This window comes from Phytoactinopolyspora mesophila (assembly GCF_010122465.1).
In the GTDB taxonomy this organism is placed as follows: domain Bacteria; phylum Actinomycetota; class Actinomycetes; order Jiangellales; family Jiangellaceae; genus Phytoactinopolyspora; species Phytoactinopolyspora mesophila.
Window position 1 is genome coordinate 367125 of the sequence record NZ_WLZY01000004.1, and the last position, 21166, is coordinate 388290.

The following is a 21166-nucleotide window of genomic DNA, read 5'->3' on the forward strand; positions in this document are numbered from 1 at the left end:
CTACGGGGTGCTGACGAAGATGTGCCCGGCGTCGCCCAGCGCCAACTCGACCAGCTCCGAGCCGCGCAGCTGGACACCGGCGTCGGTGGTCTGAGCCTGGATGGTCTTGCCCGGCGTCAGATCCGCACGGCGCAACGTGGCCAGCAGTTTCTCATCGACCTGGAGTGGTTCGCCGATGTGGCGGATGGTGACGTCCACGCCGCTGGTGGTGCTCGCGTGGCGAAGTGTGGAGACCCCGGCCCGGAAATCCTCTACCTCGACATTGCTATCGAGCTCTTGGAGACCCGGGATGGGGTTGCCGTAGGGATCGGTGGACGGCTCGTGGAGGAGGTCAACCAGCCGTCGCTCGACCGCTTCGGAGACGACGTGCTCCCACCGGCAAGCCTCGTTGTGGACGAGTTCCCAGTCGAGGCCGATGACGTCAACCAGCAGGCGTTCGACGAGCCGATGCTTGCGCATCACGCGGGTGGCGAGGGCGCGGCCCTTCTCGGTGAGCTCGAGGTGCCGGTCTTCGTCGACGTGAAGTAGCCCGTCGCGTTCCATCCGGGCGACGGTCTGGCTGACTGTCGGCCCGGATTGGTGTAGCCGTTCGGCTATGCGCGCGCGCAAGGGCACGATGCCTTCCTCCTCAAGCTCAAAGATCGTCTTGAGGTACATCTCAGTGGTGTCGATCAGGTCGCTCACCGGACCGCTCTCCTCGCTCGTGCCAACTCCCGACTCAACCTTATCTCCTCGCGGGGACAGCGCCCGCGCCTTTCTCAGCCTGGCCCGTCCTGAAGCAGGTGCTCACCGGGTCCACGAGCCCCGCGACATGACGCGCTGCACGGCATAGTCCTCGTCCAGGACAACGAGGTCGGCATAGTACCCCTCGCTCAGGGCGCCGACGCGGTCATCGAGCCCGAGCAGCCGCGCGGGGTTGGCCGCCGTCGCCTGGACTGCCTCGGAGACGGAGAACCCGGCCCGCGTGACAGCGAACTGGAACGCAGCGCCCATGGTCAGCGTGCTACCGGCGATAGAGTCACCGTCGACCAGACGCGCCACACCTGCCTCGACTCGAACGGCGAGACCACCCAGCACATACTCTCCGTCGCCGACGTCCGTGGCAGACATCGCGTCGGTGACCAGTGCGATCCGCTCCGCCCCTGCCGACCGGCGCACGTGCGAGGCGACCGCGTCGTGTAGATGCGCTCCATCGAGGATCAGCTCCACGGTCACGCGGTCGTCTTCGAGCAACGCGATGATCGGCCCAGGCTCGCGGTGATGCACCGGCGCCATCGCATTGAACAGGTGGGTGGCGACGCTGGCTCCCGCCTCGATCGCGGCGCGTACGAGGTCGTACGACGCATCGGTATGACCGATGGCTGCGATCGCGCCCGCATCGATCACCGACCGGATGGCGTCCATGCCATGTTCCAGCTCGGGTGCGAGCGTGACCATGCGGATGCGACCGCGCCCGGCATCGAGCAACCGGGTGACCGTCGACGGGTCCGGCGCGGCCAGGGCATGGGGGTCGTGCGCGCCGCGGCGCTGTGGTGAGATCCACGGACCTTCCAGGTGAATCCCCGCGACCAGGCCGTCGTCGACGAGCTCCGAGAGCCGTCGGACGTCGCGCTCGAGCTCGTCCGGAAAACCCGTGACCAGGCTCGCCATGAGCGTGGTGGTGCCATGCCGGCGGTGGGTCTCGGCGAATGTGTGTACCTGCTCCGGGTCGGCACCGACGACCGTGGCTCCGCCGCCGCCATGACTGTGAATGTCCACGAAGCCGGGCACGATCCAGCCACCGACGGTGTGGTCCGGCGGGCTCGGCGGAGTGCCGCTTCCCACGGCCGCGATCCGAGCGCCGTCGATCTTGATCCAGCCGTCTTGCACGACCTTGTGAGGGGTTACCAGTGTTCCGCCGGCTATCACTGTCATGGCATGACCGTAGCCGGTACTGTCTCGGCCATGACGCTCACCATCGGCCGCCGCTTCCGCGGCCCCTCGACCTCAGGTAATGGCGGTTACGTAGCGTCGCTGGTTGCCGCTGGTCTAGGTGTCGATGTCGCCACCGTCACGCTCCGGATCCCACCGCCTCTTGACGTCGAGTTGCGCGTGCTCGACGGCCCAGAGGGACTCCTCCTGGTCGACGGGGACACCACGGTGGCTGAGGGGGTGCCGGCGGCGGAGGCCGAGCTCGAAGCGGTCGCACCGGTGCCGGCCGACGACGCACGAGAGGCGTCAGCCAGCTACCCCGGACTCCAACGGCACCCCTTTCCTGAGTGCTTCGTCTGCGGAACAGAACGGGCGCCGGGAGATGGCATGCGGCTGTTTCCAGGGCGCCTCGGCGACGGCCGGACCGCCTGCGTCTGGACCGTCGAGCCGGATGTCGCCAAGGACCCCCGGTTCGTATGGGCGGCGCTGGACTGCCCGGGCGGCTGGAGCGCACCGATCGAGGGCCGTCCGATGGTGCTGGGCCGGATGACGGCGCGAGTGGCCGACGTGCCCGAAGCAGGCGAGAAATGTGTCGTGATGGGTTTGCTGATCGGCAGCGAAGGCCGCAAGACATGGACGGCGACGACGGCATACGGCGCCGACGGCCGCGAACTCGGGCGTGCGCACTCCACCTGGATTCGCGTGCCGACGGAATGATCCGCGCGGCCGCCGACGATTTCGCCCGCAGAAAACCCATTGCCTGACCTTGTCGTGGCCGTCTAGCGTTGGGCTTACACGGGAGAGGAGGTGGTCCAGACAGATGCATAGTTATTGGACTCGTGAGGTGGCTGCTCGCTAGCCGCCTGCTCGACGCAGGACCAAGGGTGACACCTGGTTCGCCGGCCGGTCGGCTGGCAATCTCGAGCAGTCACCCGGCCCGTGGGCTTCCGGTGCTAGTCCCACCGGACCGTGCAAATGCGCGGAAGTAGCCCACGGGCCGTTCTATTTCCGGCTTAGCGGCCCCGGCAAATGGAGTCTCTCCATGGTGTGGTGGGCATCGGCGAGCGAGGTACGAGCGAGTCCGCTGGGCGAGGAGAGACTCCATTTGCCGAAGCTAGGGAGCCAGCCGTTCCACTGCCCAGTCGCCACTGTCGCGGCGGTATCGAAGCCGATCATGTAGCCGACCAGGTCCGCCCTGCCAGAACTCGACGGTTGTGGGCACCACTCGGTGACCACCCCAGAACTCCGGCAGCGGTATCTCGTCCGGGAATCTCTGCGCCACCTCGGCGGCCGCGGCCTCAAGTTGCTCGCGGGATTCGATGACGGAGGACTGCGCGCTCGCCCAGGCACCGATCTGGGAGTCGCGGGGGCGGGTGCGCCAGTAGGCCTCGCTCTCCTCCCTGCGCAGTGGTATCGCGTTCCCGCAGATCACTACCTGGCGTTCCATCGCGAACCAGGGAAAACACAATGAGACGTGCGGGTTCTGCGTCATCTCGGCGGACTTCCTCGACCCGTGGTTGGTGAAGAAGACGAAGCCATGCGCGTCCAGTTCCTTGAGCAGCACGTGCCGTGTGCTCGGTACGCCGTCGTTGGTGGCCGTGGCGAGGATCATCGCGTTGGGCTCGGCCAGCCCGGCCGTGACGGCGTCGTGGAGCCAGCTGCGGAACTGCGTGAACGGCTCCCCTGCCACGTCTGCCTCGAGCAGCCGAGTCGATGTGTACCGGCGTCGCATCCGGGCCAGTGTGTTCCTCACAAGGACACTCTGTCACCGTGTACGGCCGAATGCCGCCTCGACGCACGACGCGCCTCTCGAACACGGACTTGTACGGTGACCATTTCGCGGACGAGGACTGGTCTAATGGCCGCTAAGTCTGTTGAACTGTGGGAAACAGCACATTCGGTACGTCCCAACTTGTCATGAGTCACTATGTCATTGGCATGATGGGTCCTCTGTCTGACTACTACACGCCCCGTGGGCGCTTCAACGCGCTGTGAAATCCGGGCCCGACACGAAGGAGTGTGCATGACGGAGGTCCAGCATGGGCTCGAAGGCGTCATCGCGTTCGAAACTCAGATCGCCGAACCGGACAAAGAAGGCAGCGCGCTGCGGTACCGGGGCGTCAATATCGACGATCTGGTCGGACGCGTGCCGTTTGAGCATGTGTGGGGACTCCTCGTTGACGGTCGGTTCGAGCCTGGATTACCCGCCGACGAGCCCCTTCAGCTCCCGTTCCGGTCAGGCGACGTGCGCGTAGACGTCCAGAGCGGGGTCGCCATGCTCGCACCGGCGTGGGGAATGGGTCCGTTGCTGGACGTCAGCGATACCGATGCTCGCGACCACCTCGCCCGGGTGACCGCCACCGCGTTGTCGTTCGTCGCGCAGTCGGCCCGCGGCAGTGAGCTGCCGGCCGTTCCCGAGGCTCAGGTCGATGCCGCGTCCTCGACTGTCGAGCGGTTCATGACCCGCTGGCGTGGTGAACCCGATCCACGTCACGTCCAGGCGGTCGACGCCTACTTCACTTCGGCTGCCGAACACGGCATGAACGCCTCGACGTTCACCGCCCGGGTGGTCGCTTCCACCGGCGCGGACGCTGCCGCATCGCTGTCCGCTGCCGTTGGGGCCATGAGCGGTCCGTTGCATGGTGGCGCGCCGTCTCGGGTGCTTGCGATGATCGAGGAGATCGAGCGCAGCGGGGACGCCCAAGGTTATGTCAAGGGTGTACTCGACCGCGGCGAGCGGTTGATGGGCTTCGGCCACCGGGTATATCGCGCCGAGGACCCGCGCGCCCGCACTCTTCGCCGAGTGGCGCGGGAGCTGGCCGCGCCGCGCTACGAGGTGGCTGAGGCATTCGAGAAGGCCGCCTTGTCGGAGCTCGCGGCGCGAAAGCCGGATCGGGTGCTCGCGACCAACGTCGAGTTCTGGGCCGCGATCATCCTCGATTTCGCCGAGGTGCCTGCCTCGATGTTCACCTCGATGTTCACCTGCGCCCGTACCGCGGGCTGGAGTGCGCACGTGCTCGAGCAGAAGAAGACCGGACGTCTCGTACGTCCATCCGCGGTCTATTCCGGCCCTGGTGAGTCCGACCCCAGCACGGTCGACGGGTGGAACCCGGCCTGGACCGTGGACTGATCCGCGATGTTACCCGGCGGTGAACTCTTCCGCCGGATGCGGCACAATGGCGTAACGACAGCGTGGTCACGTGCGTGCCTGTCCAGGAACAGGCATGTGGCAAACCGGATCAACCCGGAGAGGATCAGATGACCACCGAATTGCGAATTCCTGACCACATGAAGCCCGCCGATGGCCGGTTCGGCTCGGGGCCCAGCAAGGTCCGCTCCGAGGCTCTTGCTGCCCTGGCGGAGCGTGGCGGCGAGGTTCTCGGCACGTCGCACCGTCAGGCTCCCGTCAAGAACCTCGTGGGCCGGGTCCGCGACGGCCTGTCGGAGTTGTTCGCTCTGCCGGAGGGCTACGAAGTGGTGCTCGGCAACGGCGGAGCCACTGCTTTCTGGGACGCTGCCGCATTCGGCCTGGTGCGGTCCAAGTCGCAGCACCTCTCGTTCGGCGAGTTCTCGTCGAAGTTCGCCACGGTCGCCAAGAAGGCGCCGTGGCTGGAGAACCCGACGGTCGTCGACGCCGAGCCGGGGGCGCTGCCCACGCCGCGCCCCGAAGCGGACGTCGACGCCTACGCCTGGCCCCAGAACGAGACCTCCACCGGCGTGATGGCTCCGGTGCGCCGGGTGGACGGCGCCGGCGATGCCTTGATGCTGGTCGACGCCACCAGTGGTGCCGGCGGGCTGCCGGTCGACCCGACGCAGGTGGACGTCTACTACTTCGCGCCACAGAAGAACTTCGCATCGGATGGTGGGTTGTGGCTGGCTGCCTTCTCACCCGCCGCGCTCGCCCGTGTCGAGGAGATCGCTAGCACCGGACGGCACATTCCAGCTTCGCTGGATCTCGTGACGGCGGTGGACAATTCCCGTAAGAATCAGACGTACAACACGCCAGCTGTGGCCACGTTGTTCCTGCTTGCCGAGCAACTCGATTGGATCAACGGCAACGGCGGTCTCGACTTCGCGGTCGGTCGCACCACCGACTCATCCAACCGCTTGTATGGCTGGGCGGAGAAGGCGTCCTATGCCACGCCGTACGTGAGTGAGCCGGCCGCCCGGTCGCTGGTGGTCGGCACCATCGACTTCGACGAGTCGATCGACGCCGCTGAGGTTGCCAAGGTTCTTCGGGCCAACGGGATCGTCGACGTAGAGCCTTACCGCAAGCTTGGCCGCAATCAACTGCGGATCGCGATGTACCCGGCGGTCGACCCCGCAGACGTGGAAGCATTGACCGGCTGCATCGAATGGGTCGTGGACCAACTGGCGTCTTGAGTGTCAGCTGATCCCGGTACGGCGTTCGCCGGGCCGGTTGGCTCATCCGAAGTGGTCCTGACGTGAACAAGGCCCGGAACTCCGAGAGGAGTTCCGGGCCTTCTATGTTGAAGTCTCCCGCCTCACCAGAGCGAAAGTCATGGCGGAGCGGGAGAAGCTTGTAGTCAACGAACACTGCGGGGAAGCCCGGCCGCTGATGTGGAAAGCGGCCGGGCCTTACCCCGGATGCCTCCGTAAGGAGGACTTTGATCCCCCGCCGTGTTCGTTGACTCGATATTAGAGGGCAGGCACGGTCCGGCACGATCGTCCATTCGGCCAGCTTTGCCGACCACCTGGCTTATGACATTCCACTTTTCGTTTAGTCGCACGTGGCCGGATGTGGCTCGACAGTCCACGCAACTGAGCTGGACCGGGCATATGGGATGCTGATGGTCCGGTTGGCTGCGGCAGGGGGATGGGTGTGAGACCGAAGACCACACGACGTATCGTCGCAGTCGTGCTGGCCGCCATGGTGGTGGCGGTGATCGTCGCGGCGTTGCTGTGAGCTGCTCGCGTGTCAGGCCGGCGATGAGCCAGGGCCAAGGGGAAAGTTCTCCAGAGGTTCGTGCACGGCTTGTTGGCGATGGCTGCCGCCGAGGTGGGACCGGACCAGGGTGAGGTGGGTGGCCAGCCACGGTGGGCCGTCGTAGGTGTCGAGTGACGCTACGTAGGGACGAAGATCGCTTTGGCCCTTCGAACGAGCTACCGTGACATGGGGTCTGAACCGTCTGGGCGGGTCCCGCTCGATGCCGACCCGCCGACCCGCGGCGACCGCCGACGCGGCCAGCCGGCGCAATGGCTCGACGTCGCCGTGAACGCCGATCCAGAGCACTGCGGCGCCAAAACGTCCAGAACCACTCAACCGGAGAGTCATCGGGCGGGATCGCCCGGCGGCACGGGCGACGCGTGCGGTCAGATCCGGCACCTTCTTGTCGTCTACTTCGCCGTAAAAGGCAACAGTCACGTGCCAGTTGGCGGCGTCGGACCACCTGAGTCCGGTGTCCTTGACCGGCCGCACGTGCTCAGCCAGGTGGCGGAGAGCCGTGGCCGATGGGGTGACGGCGGCGAAAAGTCTCATCGGCTACCCGTTTACCATGCGCCGCGGGGTCAGGCGGCCTGCGGGCCGGCGTCGGCGTCTGGGTCCGATTTGAGCCGGCGGCCCGGTCGCTTCGGCAGGTCCACGACCGTCAGGCCCGGCCGCGGACGGAATCGTGGCCGGACCACGATGCCGCTCTTCGGTGCGATGTAGAGGAGCGCAACCATCGCGAACACGATGGTGAGCACGCCGCCGCCGATAAACGACCATTGGGCGCCGAAGGCGTCGGCCACCCCGCCCACTACCGGCGCACCAACCGGCTTTCCGCCCATGAGGATCATCATGTAGAGCGCCAGGACCCGGCCGCGGACATTCTGCGGCACTGTGGTCTGGACATAGGTGTTGGCCGAGACCAGGACCGTCATGGTGATGAGGCCCAGCGGGACCAGGGCGATCGCGAAGAGCACATAGGTTGGCATGAGGGCAGCCACGATCTGAAGCGCCCCGAAGACCACGGCTCCGCCGACGATCAGGCGTCGTCGTGGATATTTGCGGCGGGCCGCGAGGAGCGCTCCGGAGAGTGTGCCGATGGCCAGGATCGATCCGAGGATGCCGTATTCGCCGGCGCCTTTGCCGTACACCTCGGTGGCCATCAGTGCCATGGTCAACTCGAAGTTCATTCCGAAGGTGCCGAGGCCGAAGATGATCAGCATGACCATCAACAGGTCGGGGCGACCGCGTACGTACGTGACGCTCGCGCGCAACCTGTTCAGTGCCGATCCGCCGGCGTCTTGGTCGCTCGGCGCGACGACTGGGCGGTAGCGAAGAATGATCAGCGCGATGATCGGCGAGGCGAACGTCACCGCATTGATGACGAAGACCCAGCCGGTGCCGATGGCGTGGATCAGGAGTCCGGCCAAGGCCGGGCCGATGAGCCTGGCGGCATTGAACGACGTGCTGTTCAGCGCGATGGCGTTCGGTAGGTCTTCCGGGCCTACCAGCTCGGAGACGAATGCCTGCCGGGCAGGGTTGTCGAGGGCTTTGCCGGCCCCGAGTAGGAAGGCCAGCACGTATACGTGCCAGATCTGGGCCACTCCGGCGAGGGTGAGAACCCCGAGCACCAGGCCGACGACACCCAGGAAGCCGTTGGTGAAGATCAGCAGTTTGCGCTTGGGCAACCGGTCGGCGAGCAGGCCGCCGAACGGTGCCACGAGAAGGAAAGGCACGAACTGCAGGCCCAGCGTGACGCCCGTGGCGCGCGCGCCGCCGTCGAGAACGACGAGAACCAGCCAGAGCTGGGTGATCTGCTGCATCCACGTCCCGATGTTGGAGACGAGCATGCTGGACCAGTAGAGACGGAAATCGCGATGTCGGAGGGAACGGAAAGTAGATCTCACGAGCGGGTCAATTTCTCGAGTATGGGCAGAACGTCGCGCAGTTGCCGCTGCTCTTCGCGGGTGAGTCCCCGGAGCTGATGCGTGAGCCAAGCGTCGCGGCGTTTACGATCGGCCGCGGTGCGGCCCTGGCCGGCTTCGGTGATCCGGACGACAGCGAGGCGGCGATCTACCGGATGCGGCTCTCGGACGACGAGTCCCAGCTCTTCAAGCGCGGAAACGGTCCTGGTCATGGATGGTGGCCGGACGCGCTCGCGGGCGGCGAGTTCACCGACTGGCAACGGGCCCTGGCGTTCGAGGACGCCCAGCGCGGAGAGCTGATTGAGGCTGAGCGAGTCGTCTTCGCGTTCGTTGCGGATTCGCCGGTTGAGCCGTCCGATGGCTATCCGCAACGAGCTCGCTAGCCCGGCTTGGGTACGGGGCTGCAGTGCCTTGGACGTATCCGAGGCGGACGCGGAGGCACGATTCGAAGCTGACACTTTCATTACTATAACTCATTACCCTTGCTAAGGGCCAGTCGCATTTAGTCCTTACACTCCTGACCGGGGCGGCCGCAGGACGATGCGGTTCCAGCGCTGACGGCCCCTCGCCGGCGTCGAAGGCTCGGTGAATCGTCATGATGTGCCACGATGGACAGGTGGTCCTCGTAGCTGGCACCTCGACGGCGACGGGTGATGCTCCCCGTATCCGGCTATTGGGGGAGGTGCAGGTCGTCCCCGAAGCCGGACAAGATCCGGCACCTGTCCGGGGGTTGCCGGCGCTGCTTTTGTGCGTGCTCTCCCTGCATCTGAACCAGGTGTTGTCCCCCGACCGCCTGGCCGACGCACTGTGGGGTGAGGACCAGCCCCAGAACCCGAGCAATGCCTTGCACCGGCTGGTCGTCCGGCTGCGCCGCCTGTTGCCGGCGGACCTCGCCGCTCACCTGGTCACCCAGCGGCCCGGTTACATACTGCGGGTCCCGCGGGCTGAACTCGACATCGAGTGCTTCCCGGACCTCGTCGACGACGGCCGGCGTTTGGTGGACGAGGGCGCGCCCGCGTTGGCGAAGGTGAAGCTCGCCACCGCGCGGGCCTTGCTCCGAGGTGAGCCGTTCGGAGGCAGGACCGACCCGGCTCTACGCGTCGATGCGGCGCGGATTCACGAGCTGGCGCTGGTGGCGGAGGAAGCGGCTGCCGACGCCGCGCTCGCGCTGGGCGATCACCACGGCGCGCTCACTCGTCTCGAACCCCTACACGCCCGTCACCCCCTGCGTGAGCGCTTCGCGGAGCAACTGATGCTGGCGCGCTACCGGGCCGGACAGCAGAGCGCGGCACTGGAGGTCTACCGGACCACTCGTTCGGCGCTGGTCACCGAGCTCGGCGTCGAACCGGGCCCAGGCCTCGAAGCGCTGAACGCGGCGATTCTCAACCATGACCCCTCGCTGGTGCCGGCACCAGCCGGTGCGCCCCGCCCCGGGCCATCATCCGCCTCGGGCGACGGCCCGGGTGTACTGCCGCTGCTTGGTCGTGAAGAACTGCTCGAGGCGCTGCACGAAGCCCGGCGGCTCGCGAACGGCGGACGGCAGGTGCTCGTCATCCTCACCGGTGACGCCGGCAGCGGGCGCAGCCGGCTGCTGTCAGAGTTCGCGGCCATGCTGCCCGACCGGGAGGTGACTCTGACCACGGCACACGAGACGGACCATACGGATCCGGGCGGCTTGTTCCGCCGGCTGACCGAGGGCGCCAGCCGACGACGCGTGGTGATTCTCGACGATGCGACGGCGGCCGATCCCACGTCACTGACCCAGCTGGCCTGTGCGCATGCCGCCGGCGACGGCAACCTCATGGTGTGGGCGCACCGGAGCGTGGTGGGTCTGCCTCCGCAGCCGCTGCACCGCCTGACCCAGGGCGCGGCGGCTTCGGGCGAGGTGGTGCGGATGTACGTGCCACGCCTGACGACGGCCCAGGTGGCCGAGGCGTTCGTTGATGACACCGACATGGCTGTGGTGCGTTCCCTCGTCGAGGCTTCGGACGGGGTGGCACGCGAGCTCGAGCGGCTGGTCGCCCGGCTGGTGGCTGAATGGACACTCGACGTACGGGATCAACGGCTGGCGGTCGTCCGGGCGCTCCCTCCCCTGGCGCAACTGGACACAGGGTCGATGCCCGAAATCTGTGATCGAGAGGTCGCTGACGTCCTGGCTGTGGCGGGACGCCCGGTTCCCGTCCACGTGCTGGCGGCGGCCCTGCAACTGAACAGCGCCGATGTGGTCGAGCGGGTCCGGCCGATGATCAACGAGGGCACGGTGCGTGAAGATCCGCGCGGTCTGATGCTGGGCGGAGGGCTCGACGTCGGCCGCATCGTGGCGAGGCTCGGCGAGATGCGAAAGGCCGCGCTGCTGTCCCAGCTGGCCGACGGCTGGGTCCACGTGGGTCTCGAACGCGCGGACGCCGGTGCGGTCGGCGGGTACTACCTCAGCGCGGGACGCCCCGGGCAAGCCAGGCCGTTGCTGGCTGACGCCGGTATCCGGGCAGCGGCCCGCGAGGCCTATCACGAAGCCCTGCCACTGGTGGAAGCCGCGCTCGGCACCGGCCCGCCCGCCCATGGCGACGACGGAAACCAGGGACGGCTCCTGCTCGCGCGTGCCGAGGGCCGGGTGTTCACCGGGCCTCTCGACGCGGCGCTGACGGACGCGCTGACCGCGATCGGCCTGCTCAATGGTGCCGACCGGCAGCGCGCCCGGGTGGTGTCCGCCGAAGTCGCCATGAGCCTGCGCCGCCATGAAGTGATCGACGACCTCGTGCGTGCCGCCCGTACCGACGCCGGCGGGAGCCATGACGGCCACCTGGGTGAGCTGCTGTCGATCCACGCGAACGTCCACACGGACCGGGGTGATCACAACTTCGCGGACGCGGAGATCCGGGCCGCGCTCGAGCACGTTGACCGAACGGATGACGTGCGAGCACGCGCCCACACCTACCTGAATGCCGGCTGGATAGCGTTGGAACGCGGCGAGGCCACTACGGCATTGCGGCGGCTGACGACGGCTCTGAACACCGGGCGCCTGGCCGGCACCGACCATGAGGTCAATGCACGTCTCTTCCTGGCCCGGGCGCAGTTTCTCACCGGTGAGGTCGGCGAGGCCGTGACGAACCATCGCCGCGCCGCCTTCCGTGTCGAGACCGAGGGTATGACCGGTATGGCGGCCCTCGCCCGTGGCACCCTGGCCGCGGGCCTTCTCGTCATCGGTCGTTTCGACGACGCTCTGGTCGCCGCGGACGAGATGCTGAGGCTGGCCCCGCATGCCTCGCCGATACACGAGATCGCCGCCCGGACCCGCCGTGCCCAGGCCCTGGCCGGATCCGGCAAGACGGATGAGGCGACCGGGGAGATCGAGGACGCGCTCGCGTTGTGCCCAGCCAAGGCCGAGCGGCTCAGACTGTCGGTCACCGCCGTCGCGGCCCAGGTGGCGGCCGCGTCGTCGACGCCGTGGTCCAGCACCGCCCTGGATGAGCTGGCCGCTCGCCTCGACGCCGCCTGCCGTCCGCTCAGCGTCGTCGAGATACTCACGGTCTCGGCTGCCACCGGCGGTGGCTCGGGGCCCGCCGAGCGGGCCGTGCGATCGGCCCTCGACCTGGGGGTGCCGATGCACGCGGCCCGGGCTGCCGAAGCCGGAAGCATCTGGTCCGGCGAACTGGGCGCCGCCGTGAGCGCGGGGATCCGAGCGATGCGCACCCAGGTGCCGCCGCGTTGGCGGGCGGACTGGGAGCGTCTGCCCGAGGTCTCCTCCGCGATGGCTCATTGCGCGTGAGGACGGCGTAGCACCACGGCCAGCACGATTCCCAAGGCGAGGACGACGACGAGCAGTACCGCTGCCACGATCATCCACACGTCGGTCCCGTCAGAACTCTCGGCCGCGACCGTGTCGGTCTCGGTGTCGGCCGGAACCTCGGCCACCTCTTCGGTGGGTTCTCCGAGCGGTTCGGCGGCTTCGGTCGGAGCCTCGGTGGGATCCGCCGGCTGCGGCGCAGGCTCCCCGTCGACGTGGATGGTGATCTCGTAGGCGACTTCGTCGTCCGGTCCCAGTGAGTAGTCGACGATCTCGACGTAGTAGGTGCCGGGGCCTTCGAGGTTGCTGTACGCCGACACGGAGTGAACCGTGGGCGTCTCACCGGCTCTGAAGTACTCGCTCGAGTGGGGTGTCGACGTACCGTCCCGGTTGTGCAGTTTGATCTCCGCGCTGCCCTCGCTTCGCCGGGTTCCGCCGAGCTGGATAATCTCGACCGCCCGGAACGCCTGCCCTTCGGCGAGGTCGTAGGCATACCAGCGCCCCTCGTTCTGCACCACGCTGTCGGCGTAGGGCGTCCCGAGCTCCAGGACGGGCGCGTCACGATGGATCGCGGCCCCCTGGACGGGCTGCGCCGTGGACTCGTACCCCTGCGCGGCACGGGCTGACAGTGCTGTCATCGCGGTCGCCAGTTCCGCGGCGTCGTCCGCCTCGCGGTACTCCCCACCGGTGGCATCGGCGATGCACTGCAGGTCCTGGACCGCCTCCGGCTCGTCGTCGAGGGCGAAGCCGACCGTCTGCACCGTCACGTCGATGCCGTCGGCGATCAGCTCCTTGGCGACTTCGCAGGGAGGCGGTGGCCCACAGGTATCTAGACCGTCCGATACGAGGACGATTGTCCGCTCCCCCGTGGCGGGCAGGTCGTCGGCCGCTTGCCGCAGCGACTCCGATATCGGGGTGAAGCCGCGCGCCTCGATCCCGTCGATGGCCTCGGCCAGGCCGGTCCGGTCCAGCGGGCCGACCGGCACCACGAGTTCGGTGTCCGTACAGCCGATCTCCCGGTCCGTGTCGTCCTCGTTGGCGCCGAAGACTCGGAGGCCCACCGAGAGGTCATCGGGCAGGGCGCCGACGACGTCGTGCAGGGCGCTGCGAGCCGCGTCCATCCGGTTACCCTCGGCGACGTCTCTCTTCAGCATGGAGCTGGACGCATCCATGATGAGCAACAACGACGGCTCAGCATCCTGATCCGTCTGGGGCACCGCCGCGCTCGGTATCGCCCAGCCTGCCGCCAATGTCGCCAGCAATGCAATCGGCAGCGTGCGGATCAGCTGCGCGCCGAGCCGCCGCAGGCTTGTTCCACTCATGGTGATCGTGGTCCCTCGTGTGGTGGTGGTTAGAGGCCGCGCAGAATGGGAGTCGCCTGGCTCGCCGGGCATGCCAGCTGTCCGAGAATGGAAGGCGTTGATCGTCAGTCGTCGCACAAACCCAGTGCGACTCCTTCCTCCGCCTTGCCATCCAGGCGCCCGACCCCGCTCGCTGTCAGGCGCCCCATTCTGCGCGGCCTCTTAGAACATCCTCACGATGGACTGTGGACCTGTCACGAACCTGACATCGTCTTGTGGAGGTGCTCGCCGCCGGCGCGGAATGCGCGGCTGGAGCGGTGGTTCCGGACGGCTGGGGAACTGCCCGCTCAGGCGCTGTCAGGGCGGCGGCGGGCACGCCGGCCTCGGTATACCGTGCCGCCGCCCTCGGTGATCTCCTGGATCTCGCCGGTGAGTTCCTGGATGTCCTCGGTCATGTCGTACCGCTTGGCTCGGCGGCCCCCGAGTGTCGCGTCGTCGAGCAAGATGTCGTCGGAGCCGGGCGGCGGCGTGCTGGTCGCCGGCGGAGGTGTCGGCTCGATCAGCTCGGACCACATCGGGCTGACGGTCTGCTCGGAGGGCTCGCTCGATCCAGCGGCGCGCCTTGGCTGGTATTCCTCCTGTGGAACAGCGCTGTTCACGTTGCCCACGTCTACTCGTCCGGGACGTGCGGGGCCTTGTGACTGGCGTCTGCGGCGTCGTGGAGCGGTGGGTTCCACGGGATCCGGCGTCGGACTGGACGAGCGTGCCGGCTCCCCGGCCGGTTCGGCCGGGGAGAACGGGCCGGTATCCGCCCCTCCGGTCTCCTCGTGGTGCACTGCTGGAACGCCGGGTGGCGGGGTCTGACGACCCTCGTCGGGGACACCGCCGAACGTGGCGCTACTGCCGTACATGAGGCCGGGAGCAGTACCGCCAGGGCTCGTGCTCGGTGGACTGGGCGCAAGTGGTTCCGGGCTCGCAGGGCTGAATCCTGTGGCCGGGTTCGTCGATGGGAACGGTTCCGGGTACGCCGGCCCTCCCAGTGGATCCGCCGGGGGCAGCGCTCCTCGCCCGGTCCGGTGGCCCGGGTCAGTCGGGGGGTTCTCACCCGGAGCGGGGGTCCGCGGCGGAGCCGACGGATCGTTGAGAGGGTTTGGCTGGGCGTATGGAATGGGCCGGGTGGCGGTCTGGTCCGGCCGTACCGGCTCAGCGAGGTCACCTGGTCTGTCAGGTCCGCCTGGCTCAATTGGTTCGGCAGGTGAGCGGCGGCCTCGACGTCTCCGGTCGCCTGTGCCCGCGCCGGAGGGATCGGGCGCGGGCTCGTCCTCCGGCGTGTCTTCGTCCGAGTCCCCGCCGAGCTCTTCGTCCTCTTCGGCCTCCGCCTCGAGTTCGGCCTCGGCGATGGCATCGCGGCGCTTGCGCGTGTATTCGATGCCCAGCAGCCCTAGACCCACACCGGCGAGACACGTCCAGAGCAGCCAGCCCATGCCGGCTTGATCAAGCCGCTCGCGGTTGAAGGCCAGGACGACGAAACCGACGGCCCAGAGGATGGTGAGAATGGCGACGGTACGAACGCCGTCGACGTCCACTGGCTGGACGTGAGGCGCGTCACGAAGACGTCGCCTTCCTTTCCCCATATGACAACAGGTTAGTAGGCGGATCGGTCAGCTGCGAACCGACCGGGCATTTCGGCGGAGCCCGGTGTGTCTTCGGGGTCTTGTTCTGGCATGCTCGTTGCCTGGTTCCGCACCCGTGAGCAGGCCGAGTACCTGGTCCAATGTTCGACCTGTCGCGGATGCACGCCATCGCGCATGATCGTCGCGGCTGCCGCGGCCGCACATCCTCAAGGAGTACTGATGTCCATGATCTCGCGTCGGTCCGCCACGCTCGATCGTTTCTTCCGGATCAGCGAGCGTGGCTCGACGATTGGCCGCGAGATTCGCGGCGGCCTGGTCACGTTCTTCGCCATGGCGTACATCATCGTCCTCAACCCGCTCATCATCGGCCTCGTGCCGGACGCCGACGGAGCGTTCCTCGGCGGGGGAGCCGAGCCGGACCTGGCGATGATCGCCGCTGCCACCGCCCTGGTGGCGGGTGTTGTGACGATCGCCATGGGGGTGTTCGCCAACTTCCCGCTGGCTCTTGCCGCGGGACTCGGGCTCAACGCTTTCGTGGCCTTTGGTCTGGCGACCCAGATGACCTGGGCCGACGCGATGGGCCTGGTGGTCATCGAAGGCATACTCATCGTGATCTTGGTGCTCACCGGGTTCAGGCAAGCGGTGTTCAACGCTGTCCCACGTTCGCTGAAGACCGCCATCAGCGTGGGTATCGGGCTGTTCATCGCCCTGGTCGGACTCGTCAACGCCGGATTCGTCTCGTCGACGGGGATGCCCTCGCCGCCCATAGGTCTCGGCGCCGATGATCGGCTGTCCACCTTGCCGGTGGCCGTCTTCGTCGTGGGATTGGTCGTACTGCTCGTGCTCTACATCCGCAAGGTGAAGGGCGCGATCTTATGGACCATCGTCGGAACGGCGATTCTCGCCGTCATCGTGGAGCAGATCGCTGACCTGGGAACCACCGAAGAGAACCCGGCGGGCTGGAACCTGAATGCGCCGGCGTTCCCGGATCGGGTCGTGGACGTTCCGGACTTCGGCTTGCTGGGTCAGTTCAGCCTGCTGGGCTCGTGGGAGTCCGTGGGCGTCATCAGCGTGCTGCTGTTCGTGTTCACCCTGATGCTGGCCGACTTCTTCGACACCATGGGCACCATGGTCGCGGTGGGTTCCGAGGGCGATTTGCTGGACGAGAACGGCAACCCCTACAAGACCAAGGAGATCCTGCTCATCGACGGTGTGGCCACGGTCGCCGGCGGGAGCGCGGCGATATCGAGCAACACGTCCTACATCGAATCCGCGTCAGGCGTCGGCGAGGGCGCGCGGACCGGCTTGGCCAGCGTCGTCACCGGGTTCTGCTTCCTGCTGGCGATGTTCTTCGCCCCGCTGGTGGGGATGGTGCCGAACGAGGCTGCCGCGCCAGCGCTGGTGCTGGTGGGTTTCCTGATGATGACCCAGGTCAAGAACATTCCATGGGACGACCTCGAACTGGCCATCCCGGCCTTCCTGACCATTGCGTTGATGCCGTTCACATACTCGATCACCACCGGCATCGGGGCCGGATTCGTCACGTACGCGCTGCTCAAGATCGCACGTGGGAAGGCCCGCGAGGTGCATCCGCTGCTGTGGGTGGTCGCCGCCTTCTTCCTCGTCTATTTCGCCATCCACCCGATCGAGATGCTTCTGGGTGTCTCGTAGGCGGCGCAGCGGCGTTTCACCGGGTCAGGTGTCCCGCACCGCAGGTGTCGCGACTTCTGCCGAGAACTCAGGCGGGCGCCGCCCCGAACGACTCTTCGGCCAGCAACGACGCAACGGCCTCAGGGTCCTCGAGCGCCTGGGCCAGCAGCCAGCGCGCGGGCCAGGCGCCGGCGCTCCAGGCGAGCCCACGAGCGAGGCCATCCATCGTTGCGGCGTGTACCGCCCCGTCGTGGAACCACCAATCGACCGAGCGGCCGCCGACGATCAGGTCGTCGTGTTCGATGTAATTGTCCGGAGCCGCCGGAAGGAGAGCCAGCGCGACGTCGGGAACGGCTCTGACCTGTCCGGTCCGGAGCGGGCCGGTCGAGTAGACCTCAGAGGCCAGATCGACGTCCAGGACGTCGGCAAGCCCGGCCGAGCCGGGGATCACAGCAGGCAAGTCCAGCTGGAGCCAGTGCGGTCCGTCGCACACCACGGCATCGCCGGCATCGACGACTCGGCTGCCGGTGCCGTCCGGAACCCGGACCCTTCTGGGCGATGCCAAGGCGTTCGAGTCGCGGCCGGCCAATTCGGCGTACACCTGGGCGAGTTCGGCTGACGGCATGGTCAACGCCTCGTCTCCCAGCCGGTTCAGCAAGACTTCACCAGGGATGTCGCTCAGCACGCGCGCCATACCGATGGCCGACGCGAAACCGTCGTCGATGTCGATCGATTCGCGAGAGACCGGGGTCAGCAGACGACGGACAATCGGGTCCGCGTCGGACGTACACAACTCGTCCAGGTGTTTTCCGGCGATAGTAGCGTGTTTGCGCAGCCACCAGGCGGTATACGACTCGAGAGCATGCCGGGCGCCGTCATCGGTGACCACGTGCATCGGGGCCACGATCGCCGCGCGGGTCTCGGGATCGGCGGCCAGCCAGCTCAATACGTCGGGCCAGGCGCTGGGCCGGACCAGATCGAGGTCGCTGACACCGGCGAACTCGACGATCAGCGGCGGGAAGCCGGTGGACTGCAACGCATCGAGGGTGGATCGGACCCAGCTGTCCTCGTCATCGAGGTTGTGCCACAAGTCTGGGTCAAGGGTGATGTCGGACTCGCGCACGATCGCGAAGCCGCCTCGGACCCCGGCCGCGCGGAGCACTTCGATGCCGTGCCGCTCGGCGAAATCGGCGGCGACGGCGTACTCTGCCGGGTCCGCGTCGAGGACGTCGAGTAGCCGAACACCTGGAAGCAGGAGATCGCCGGCGGGGGCCGGCTCACCCGTCTCGTCCCGCAGCGGCAGCTGGGCCACCCACGGCTCGTCCTGGTGAGTGAGCCCGGACGCCGCGACGAGGTGGAGGACGGCGTCGGCGAGAGCGGTGTTGTCCTCGTCCATCGCATGCTCCACCGCCGCCCGCACGGCGGGATCGCGAAGGACAGCGGCGGCGTTGGCCTCGGATGCGCCCAGGCGGGCCAGCAGCGGGTGTGCCGCTTCGGGGTGCACCACCCGGAGCTGGAACGGTTCCAGCCGCTCCGGATCGATGTCGCCCGGCAACAAGACGCCGCGTGGCCCCCGCACGAGCCTGCCGTCGCTGAGCGGGACCGGGAGCGCCCCGAGTGATTCGAGGTCGGCGCCGTCCAAGGCGGTGTAGATGCTGCGCCATTCTGCAGCGGGCAGATTCAGCGATCCGAGCCCATCGACGAATTCGGCGAGCGGCAGCACCCGTGCCTTCAGCCGATGGAGAACGTCGGGGCGTTCCCATCCCGAGGCGGGGAGACCGGCGACGAACGGCGCGAGAGTCCCTGGATCCGTACCCCGCGGAAGACCTTCGACGAGTGTCACCTCTGCCGGGCAGAGCCGGCTCCGGCCATCCGCGGCCGGGATGAACGCCGTCCGCGACAGGGCGTCGAGGACAGCATGATGCAGGAGCCCGTCCACCTCGCTGGCGCCGATGGGCCCGGGCACCAGAGTCAGCGCCGCCGGGGTGGAGAACGATGCCACGAGCCGCGCGTAGGCGGCACCGACTTGCCCGGCGAGAAATTCGGTGAGCTGGCCGGATGCCACTCGCCGCCGGGTGGAGTCGAGCGGGAAGCCGGCGATCACGAGTGCCGGAAGGTCAGAGCTGTCGTCGGTGGGTGTGGGTGCGTGTACGACAGGCGGCACGGAAGCGGGCAGCGGCGCCGGACAGGACTGGTGATCGAGGTTCTCTCCGCCCGTGGCCGGACCTGCGACACTGCCCGGCCCGAACGGATCGGACGCCGTGCCGTCGTCGAGCGGTACCGCGACGGTGACCGACCACTCAGGTCGGGCGCGCTCCTCGACGGGCCGGTCGGTGAGAAGCTCCGGAGCCGCCCGACCAGTCAGCTGGGCCAGCCGCCAGCGTCGGCGGCCGACCTGCCGTTCCGAGATGCCGGTACCGGCGTCAACGATGGAGGCAGGGGTGCCTTGCAAGGTGCGGCTCTGTTTGTCTGTCTCTACCGTGAGGCTGGTCAGCGCCGGCAGTACGAGCAGCAGGGCGTCGTCGACCGCGCCGAGCATCTCGCGGACCGCGGCCACCGCGGCGTCGTTTCTCAACGGAAGGATCACACATGTGTCGTAGCCGTCGGGGACGTCCCACTGAGCCGGCTCGGCTGAGAACGGGAGCCGGAGAACCGGAACGGCGGTGCCCCGGCTCGTGACTTCAGCCGCCAGCTCCGCAACGCCGGTGACGAGGGTAAGCGCGTCCTGCCTGGACCACCGGACCGCATTGCTGTGTGAGACGACGACGGGTTCGTCCGTGACCGCCAGTACGGCAGCGAAGCCGACGCCGAACCGGCCTACTGTTTCGGACTCGCGCTTCGGTGATGCTCGTAGCGTCGACAGGCCTTCCACGCCCGCGGTGTCCAGCGGAGCTCCGGTGTTGGCCGCCAGTAGGGTCGAACCGTCGAGCCGGAGTAGAAGACGGCCAGGCACACCGGCACGCGTGGCGGCATCGGCGGCGTTCTGAGCGAGCTCGACGACGAGCCGGTCGCGATACGCGCCCAGAGCGAGCTCTTCCTCTGCGTTGGCGTCTTCGCGGAACCTCGCGGGCGATGCCGCCCACGCTGCCAGGACACGTTCACGCAGCTGGGCCGTTCCGAGTGCATCCACAGCACAGAAGTGTTCCACGCCGGCGGGACAGCTTACCGGCCAGTGCCGGCGGCACGCTGGACTCGCGGTCGGCCTCGGCGCCGTGGCGCTATGAGTAGTCCATCTCCAAGGGAACGAGCTCGTAAGACAGGGTGTCCACGACATGCTCGGGTGATTCTCCGCTGCTGCTCGACAGCCGGACGTCGCTGTGGCCACCGCACCCGTGGTCGTGGCTGACGGCTCGCCCGTCGAACGGGGTGCGCTCATTGGTGCACACGCTGAACCCCTGACCGAGAGAACCGGCCAGAGCCACGGCGAAGCCACAGGTGCCGCACTGCGCCGGCGCAGCTTTGGCGATATCGGTATCCGGGCCCACATCGCTTCCGTACCAGCGCTGCGCCGCGGCATCGCGGCCATCGCGGGAGAGCACCCATTCCCGGCCCAGTCCGAGTTCTTCGACGACGTCCATGACCTGTGGGTCAGGAACGGAGACGTAGCCGGGTTCGAGCCGCGGATCGTCGTCGGCGACGGGCAGGAGATCACCAGGACCGAGATCTTCGGGCGAGATGCGTTCCTCCCACGGCACCCACCGGGGTGCGAGCACTGCTTCCGGCCCGGGGATCAGCACGCATTCGTCCACAGTGACCCGTTTGGATCGAGAGGCCCGGGCCACCGTCACGGCCCACCGCCAGCCCTGGTAGCCAATCAGCTCACAAGCGAAATAATGGGTGAGGACGCGCTCGCCTTCGGCCTCGTGCCCGAGGTGGTCGCCGACGGCTTCGGCGCCGCCTGACTCGATGGCGCATTCCCGGGCGAGGTCGACAGCTTCGGCAGCGATGACGTCGGGCTTGGGCGCGCGGGTGCGGCGGACAGTACTCACAAGGCACGATTATCTCAAAGAATT

At 67.7% G+C, this 21166-nt stretch carries 15 protein-coding genes; 5 read left to right on the forward strand and 10 right to left on the reverse strand.

The genetic code is table 11. The features are described 5' to 3' along the window. Both F7O44_RS14065 and nagA read right to left on the reverse strand, forming a co-directional pair. Positions 1-684 (reverse strand): iron-dependent transcriptional repressor DtxR, encoded by a 684-nt coding sequence (locus F7O44_RS14065; RefSeq protein ID WP_162450872.1) that lies wholly within the window; start codon positions 682-684, stop codon positions 1-3. Positions 685-786: 102 nt separating this feature from the next. Beyond that, the gene (gene nagA, locus F7O44_RS14070; protein ID WP_162450873.1) at positions 787-1914 is read right to left on the reverse strand and encodes an N-acetylglucosamine-6-phosphate deacetylase; all 1128 of its coding nucleotides are present in this window, start codon (positions 1912-1914) and stop codon (positions 787-789) included. Positions 1915-1917: 3 nt separating this feature from the next. On the opposite strand from nagA, the gene F7O44_RS14075 reads away from it, so the two are divergent. Continuing rightward, positions 1918-2628 (forward strand): hypothetical protein, encoded by a 711-nt coding sequence (locus F7O44_RS14075; protein ID WP_174255925.1) that lies wholly within the window; start codon positions 1918-1920, stop codon positions 2626-2628. A gap of 397 nt (positions 2629-3025) precedes the next feature. On the opposite strand, the gene pdxH is transcribed toward F7O44_RS14075, so the two are convergent. Beyond that, positions 3026-3664, reverse strand: a complete 639-nt coding sequence (pdxH, locus tag F7O44_RS14080) for a pyridoxamine 5'-phosphate oxidase (RefSeq protein ID WP_222851353.1) — start codon at positions 3662-3664, stop codon at positions 3026-3028. A gap of 270 nt (positions 3665-3934) precedes the next feature. Here pdxH and F7O44_RS14085 point away from each other — a divergent pair, with 270 nt between their 5' ends. Further along, the gene (locus F7O44_RS14085) at positions 3935-5041 is read left to right on the forward strand and encodes a citrate synthase 2 (RefSeq protein WP_162450874.1); all 1107 of its coding nucleotides are present in this window, start codon (positions 3935-3937) and stop codon (positions 5039-5041) included. 128 nt (positions 5042-5169) lie between these two features. Further along, the gene (gene serC / locus F7O44_RS14090) at positions 5170-6294 is read left to right on the forward strand and encodes a phosphoserine transaminase (protein WP_162450875.1); all 1125 of its coding nucleotides are present in this window, start codon (positions 5170-5172) and stop codon (positions 6292-6294) included. 556 nt (positions 6295-6850) lie between these two features. Here serC and thpR read toward each other — a convergent pair. From thpR to F7O44_RS14105, 3 genes are read right to left on the reverse strand one after another with little or no spacing between them, the layout of a single operon-like run. After that, positions 6851-7411 carry an RNA 2',3'-cyclic phosphodiesterase gene (thpR, locus tag F7O44_RS14095; RefSeq protein ID WP_162450876.1) on the reverse strand — a complete coding sequence of 187 codons (561 nt, stop codon included), beginning with the start codon at positions 7409-7411 and terminating at the stop codon, positions 6851-6853. Positions 7412-7440: 29 nt separating this feature from the next. Next, entirely contained in the window at positions 7441-8766 is a 1326-nt protein-coding gene (locus F7O44_RS14100) for an MFS transporter (RefSeq protein WP_162450877.1), read from the reverse strand. Next, positions 8763-9242: a MarR family winged helix-turn-helix transcriptional regulator gene (locus tag F7O44_RS14105; RefSeq protein ID WP_222851354.1), complete on the reverse strand. Its 480-nt coding sequence runs from the start codon at positions 9240-9242 to the stop codon at positions 8763-8765. The genes F7O44_RS14100 and F7O44_RS14105 overlap by 4 nt, the downstream gene beginning before the upstream one ends. Positions 9243-9400: 158 nt before the next feature. On the opposite strand from F7O44_RS14105, the gene F7O44_RS14110 reads away from it, so the two are divergent. Then, positions 9401-12550 (forward strand): BTAD domain-containing putative transcriptional regulator, encoded by a 3150-nt coding sequence (locus F7O44_RS14110; protein WP_162450879.1) that lies wholly within the window; start codon positions 9401-9403, stop codon positions 12548-12550. Here F7O44_RS14110 and F7O44_RS14115 read toward each other — a convergent pair. Continuing rightward, positions 12538-13890 carry a vWA domain-containing protein gene (locus tag F7O44_RS14115; RefSeq protein ID WP_162450880.1) on the reverse strand — a complete coding sequence of 451 codons (1353 nt, stop codon included), beginning with the start codon at positions 13888-13890 and terminating at the stop codon, positions 12538-12540. The genes F7O44_RS14110 and F7O44_RS14115 overlap by 13 nt on opposite strands. A gap of 326 nt (positions 13891-14216) precedes the next feature. Next, on the reverse strand, positions 14217-15503 hold the full coding sequence (locus tag F7O44_RS29640; RefSeq protein ID WP_222851355.1) for a DUF2530 domain-containing protein: 1287 nt from the start codon (positions 15501-15503) through the stop codon (positions 14217-14219). Positions 15504-15722: 219 nt separating this feature from the next. Here F7O44_RS29640 and F7O44_RS14125 point away from each other — a divergent pair, with 219 nt between their 5' ends. Further along, complete coding sequence (locus F7O44_RS14125) at positions 15723-17174, forward strand: NCS2 family permease (RefSeq protein ID WP_162450881.1); 1452 nt, start codon at positions 15723-15725, stop codon at positions 17172-17174. 67 nt (positions 17175-17241) lie between these two features. Here the strand turns inward: F7O44_RS14125 and F7O44_RS14130 are convergent, their stop codons facing one another. Then, the gene (locus F7O44_RS14130; protein ID WP_162450882.1) at positions 17242-20283 is read right to left on the reverse strand and encodes a sacsin N-terminal ATP-binding-like domain-containing protein; all 3042 of its coding nucleotides are present in this window, start codon (positions 20281-20283) and stop codon (positions 17242-17244) included. 88 nt (positions 20284-20371) lie between these two features. Then, positions 20372-21142 carry a DUF3027 domain-containing protein gene (locus tag F7O44_RS14135; protein WP_162450883.1) on the reverse strand — a complete coding sequence of 257 codons (771 nt, stop codon included), beginning with the start codon at positions 21140-21142 and terminating at the stop codon, positions 20372-20374. Positions 21143-21166 lie beyond the last annotated feature (24 nt).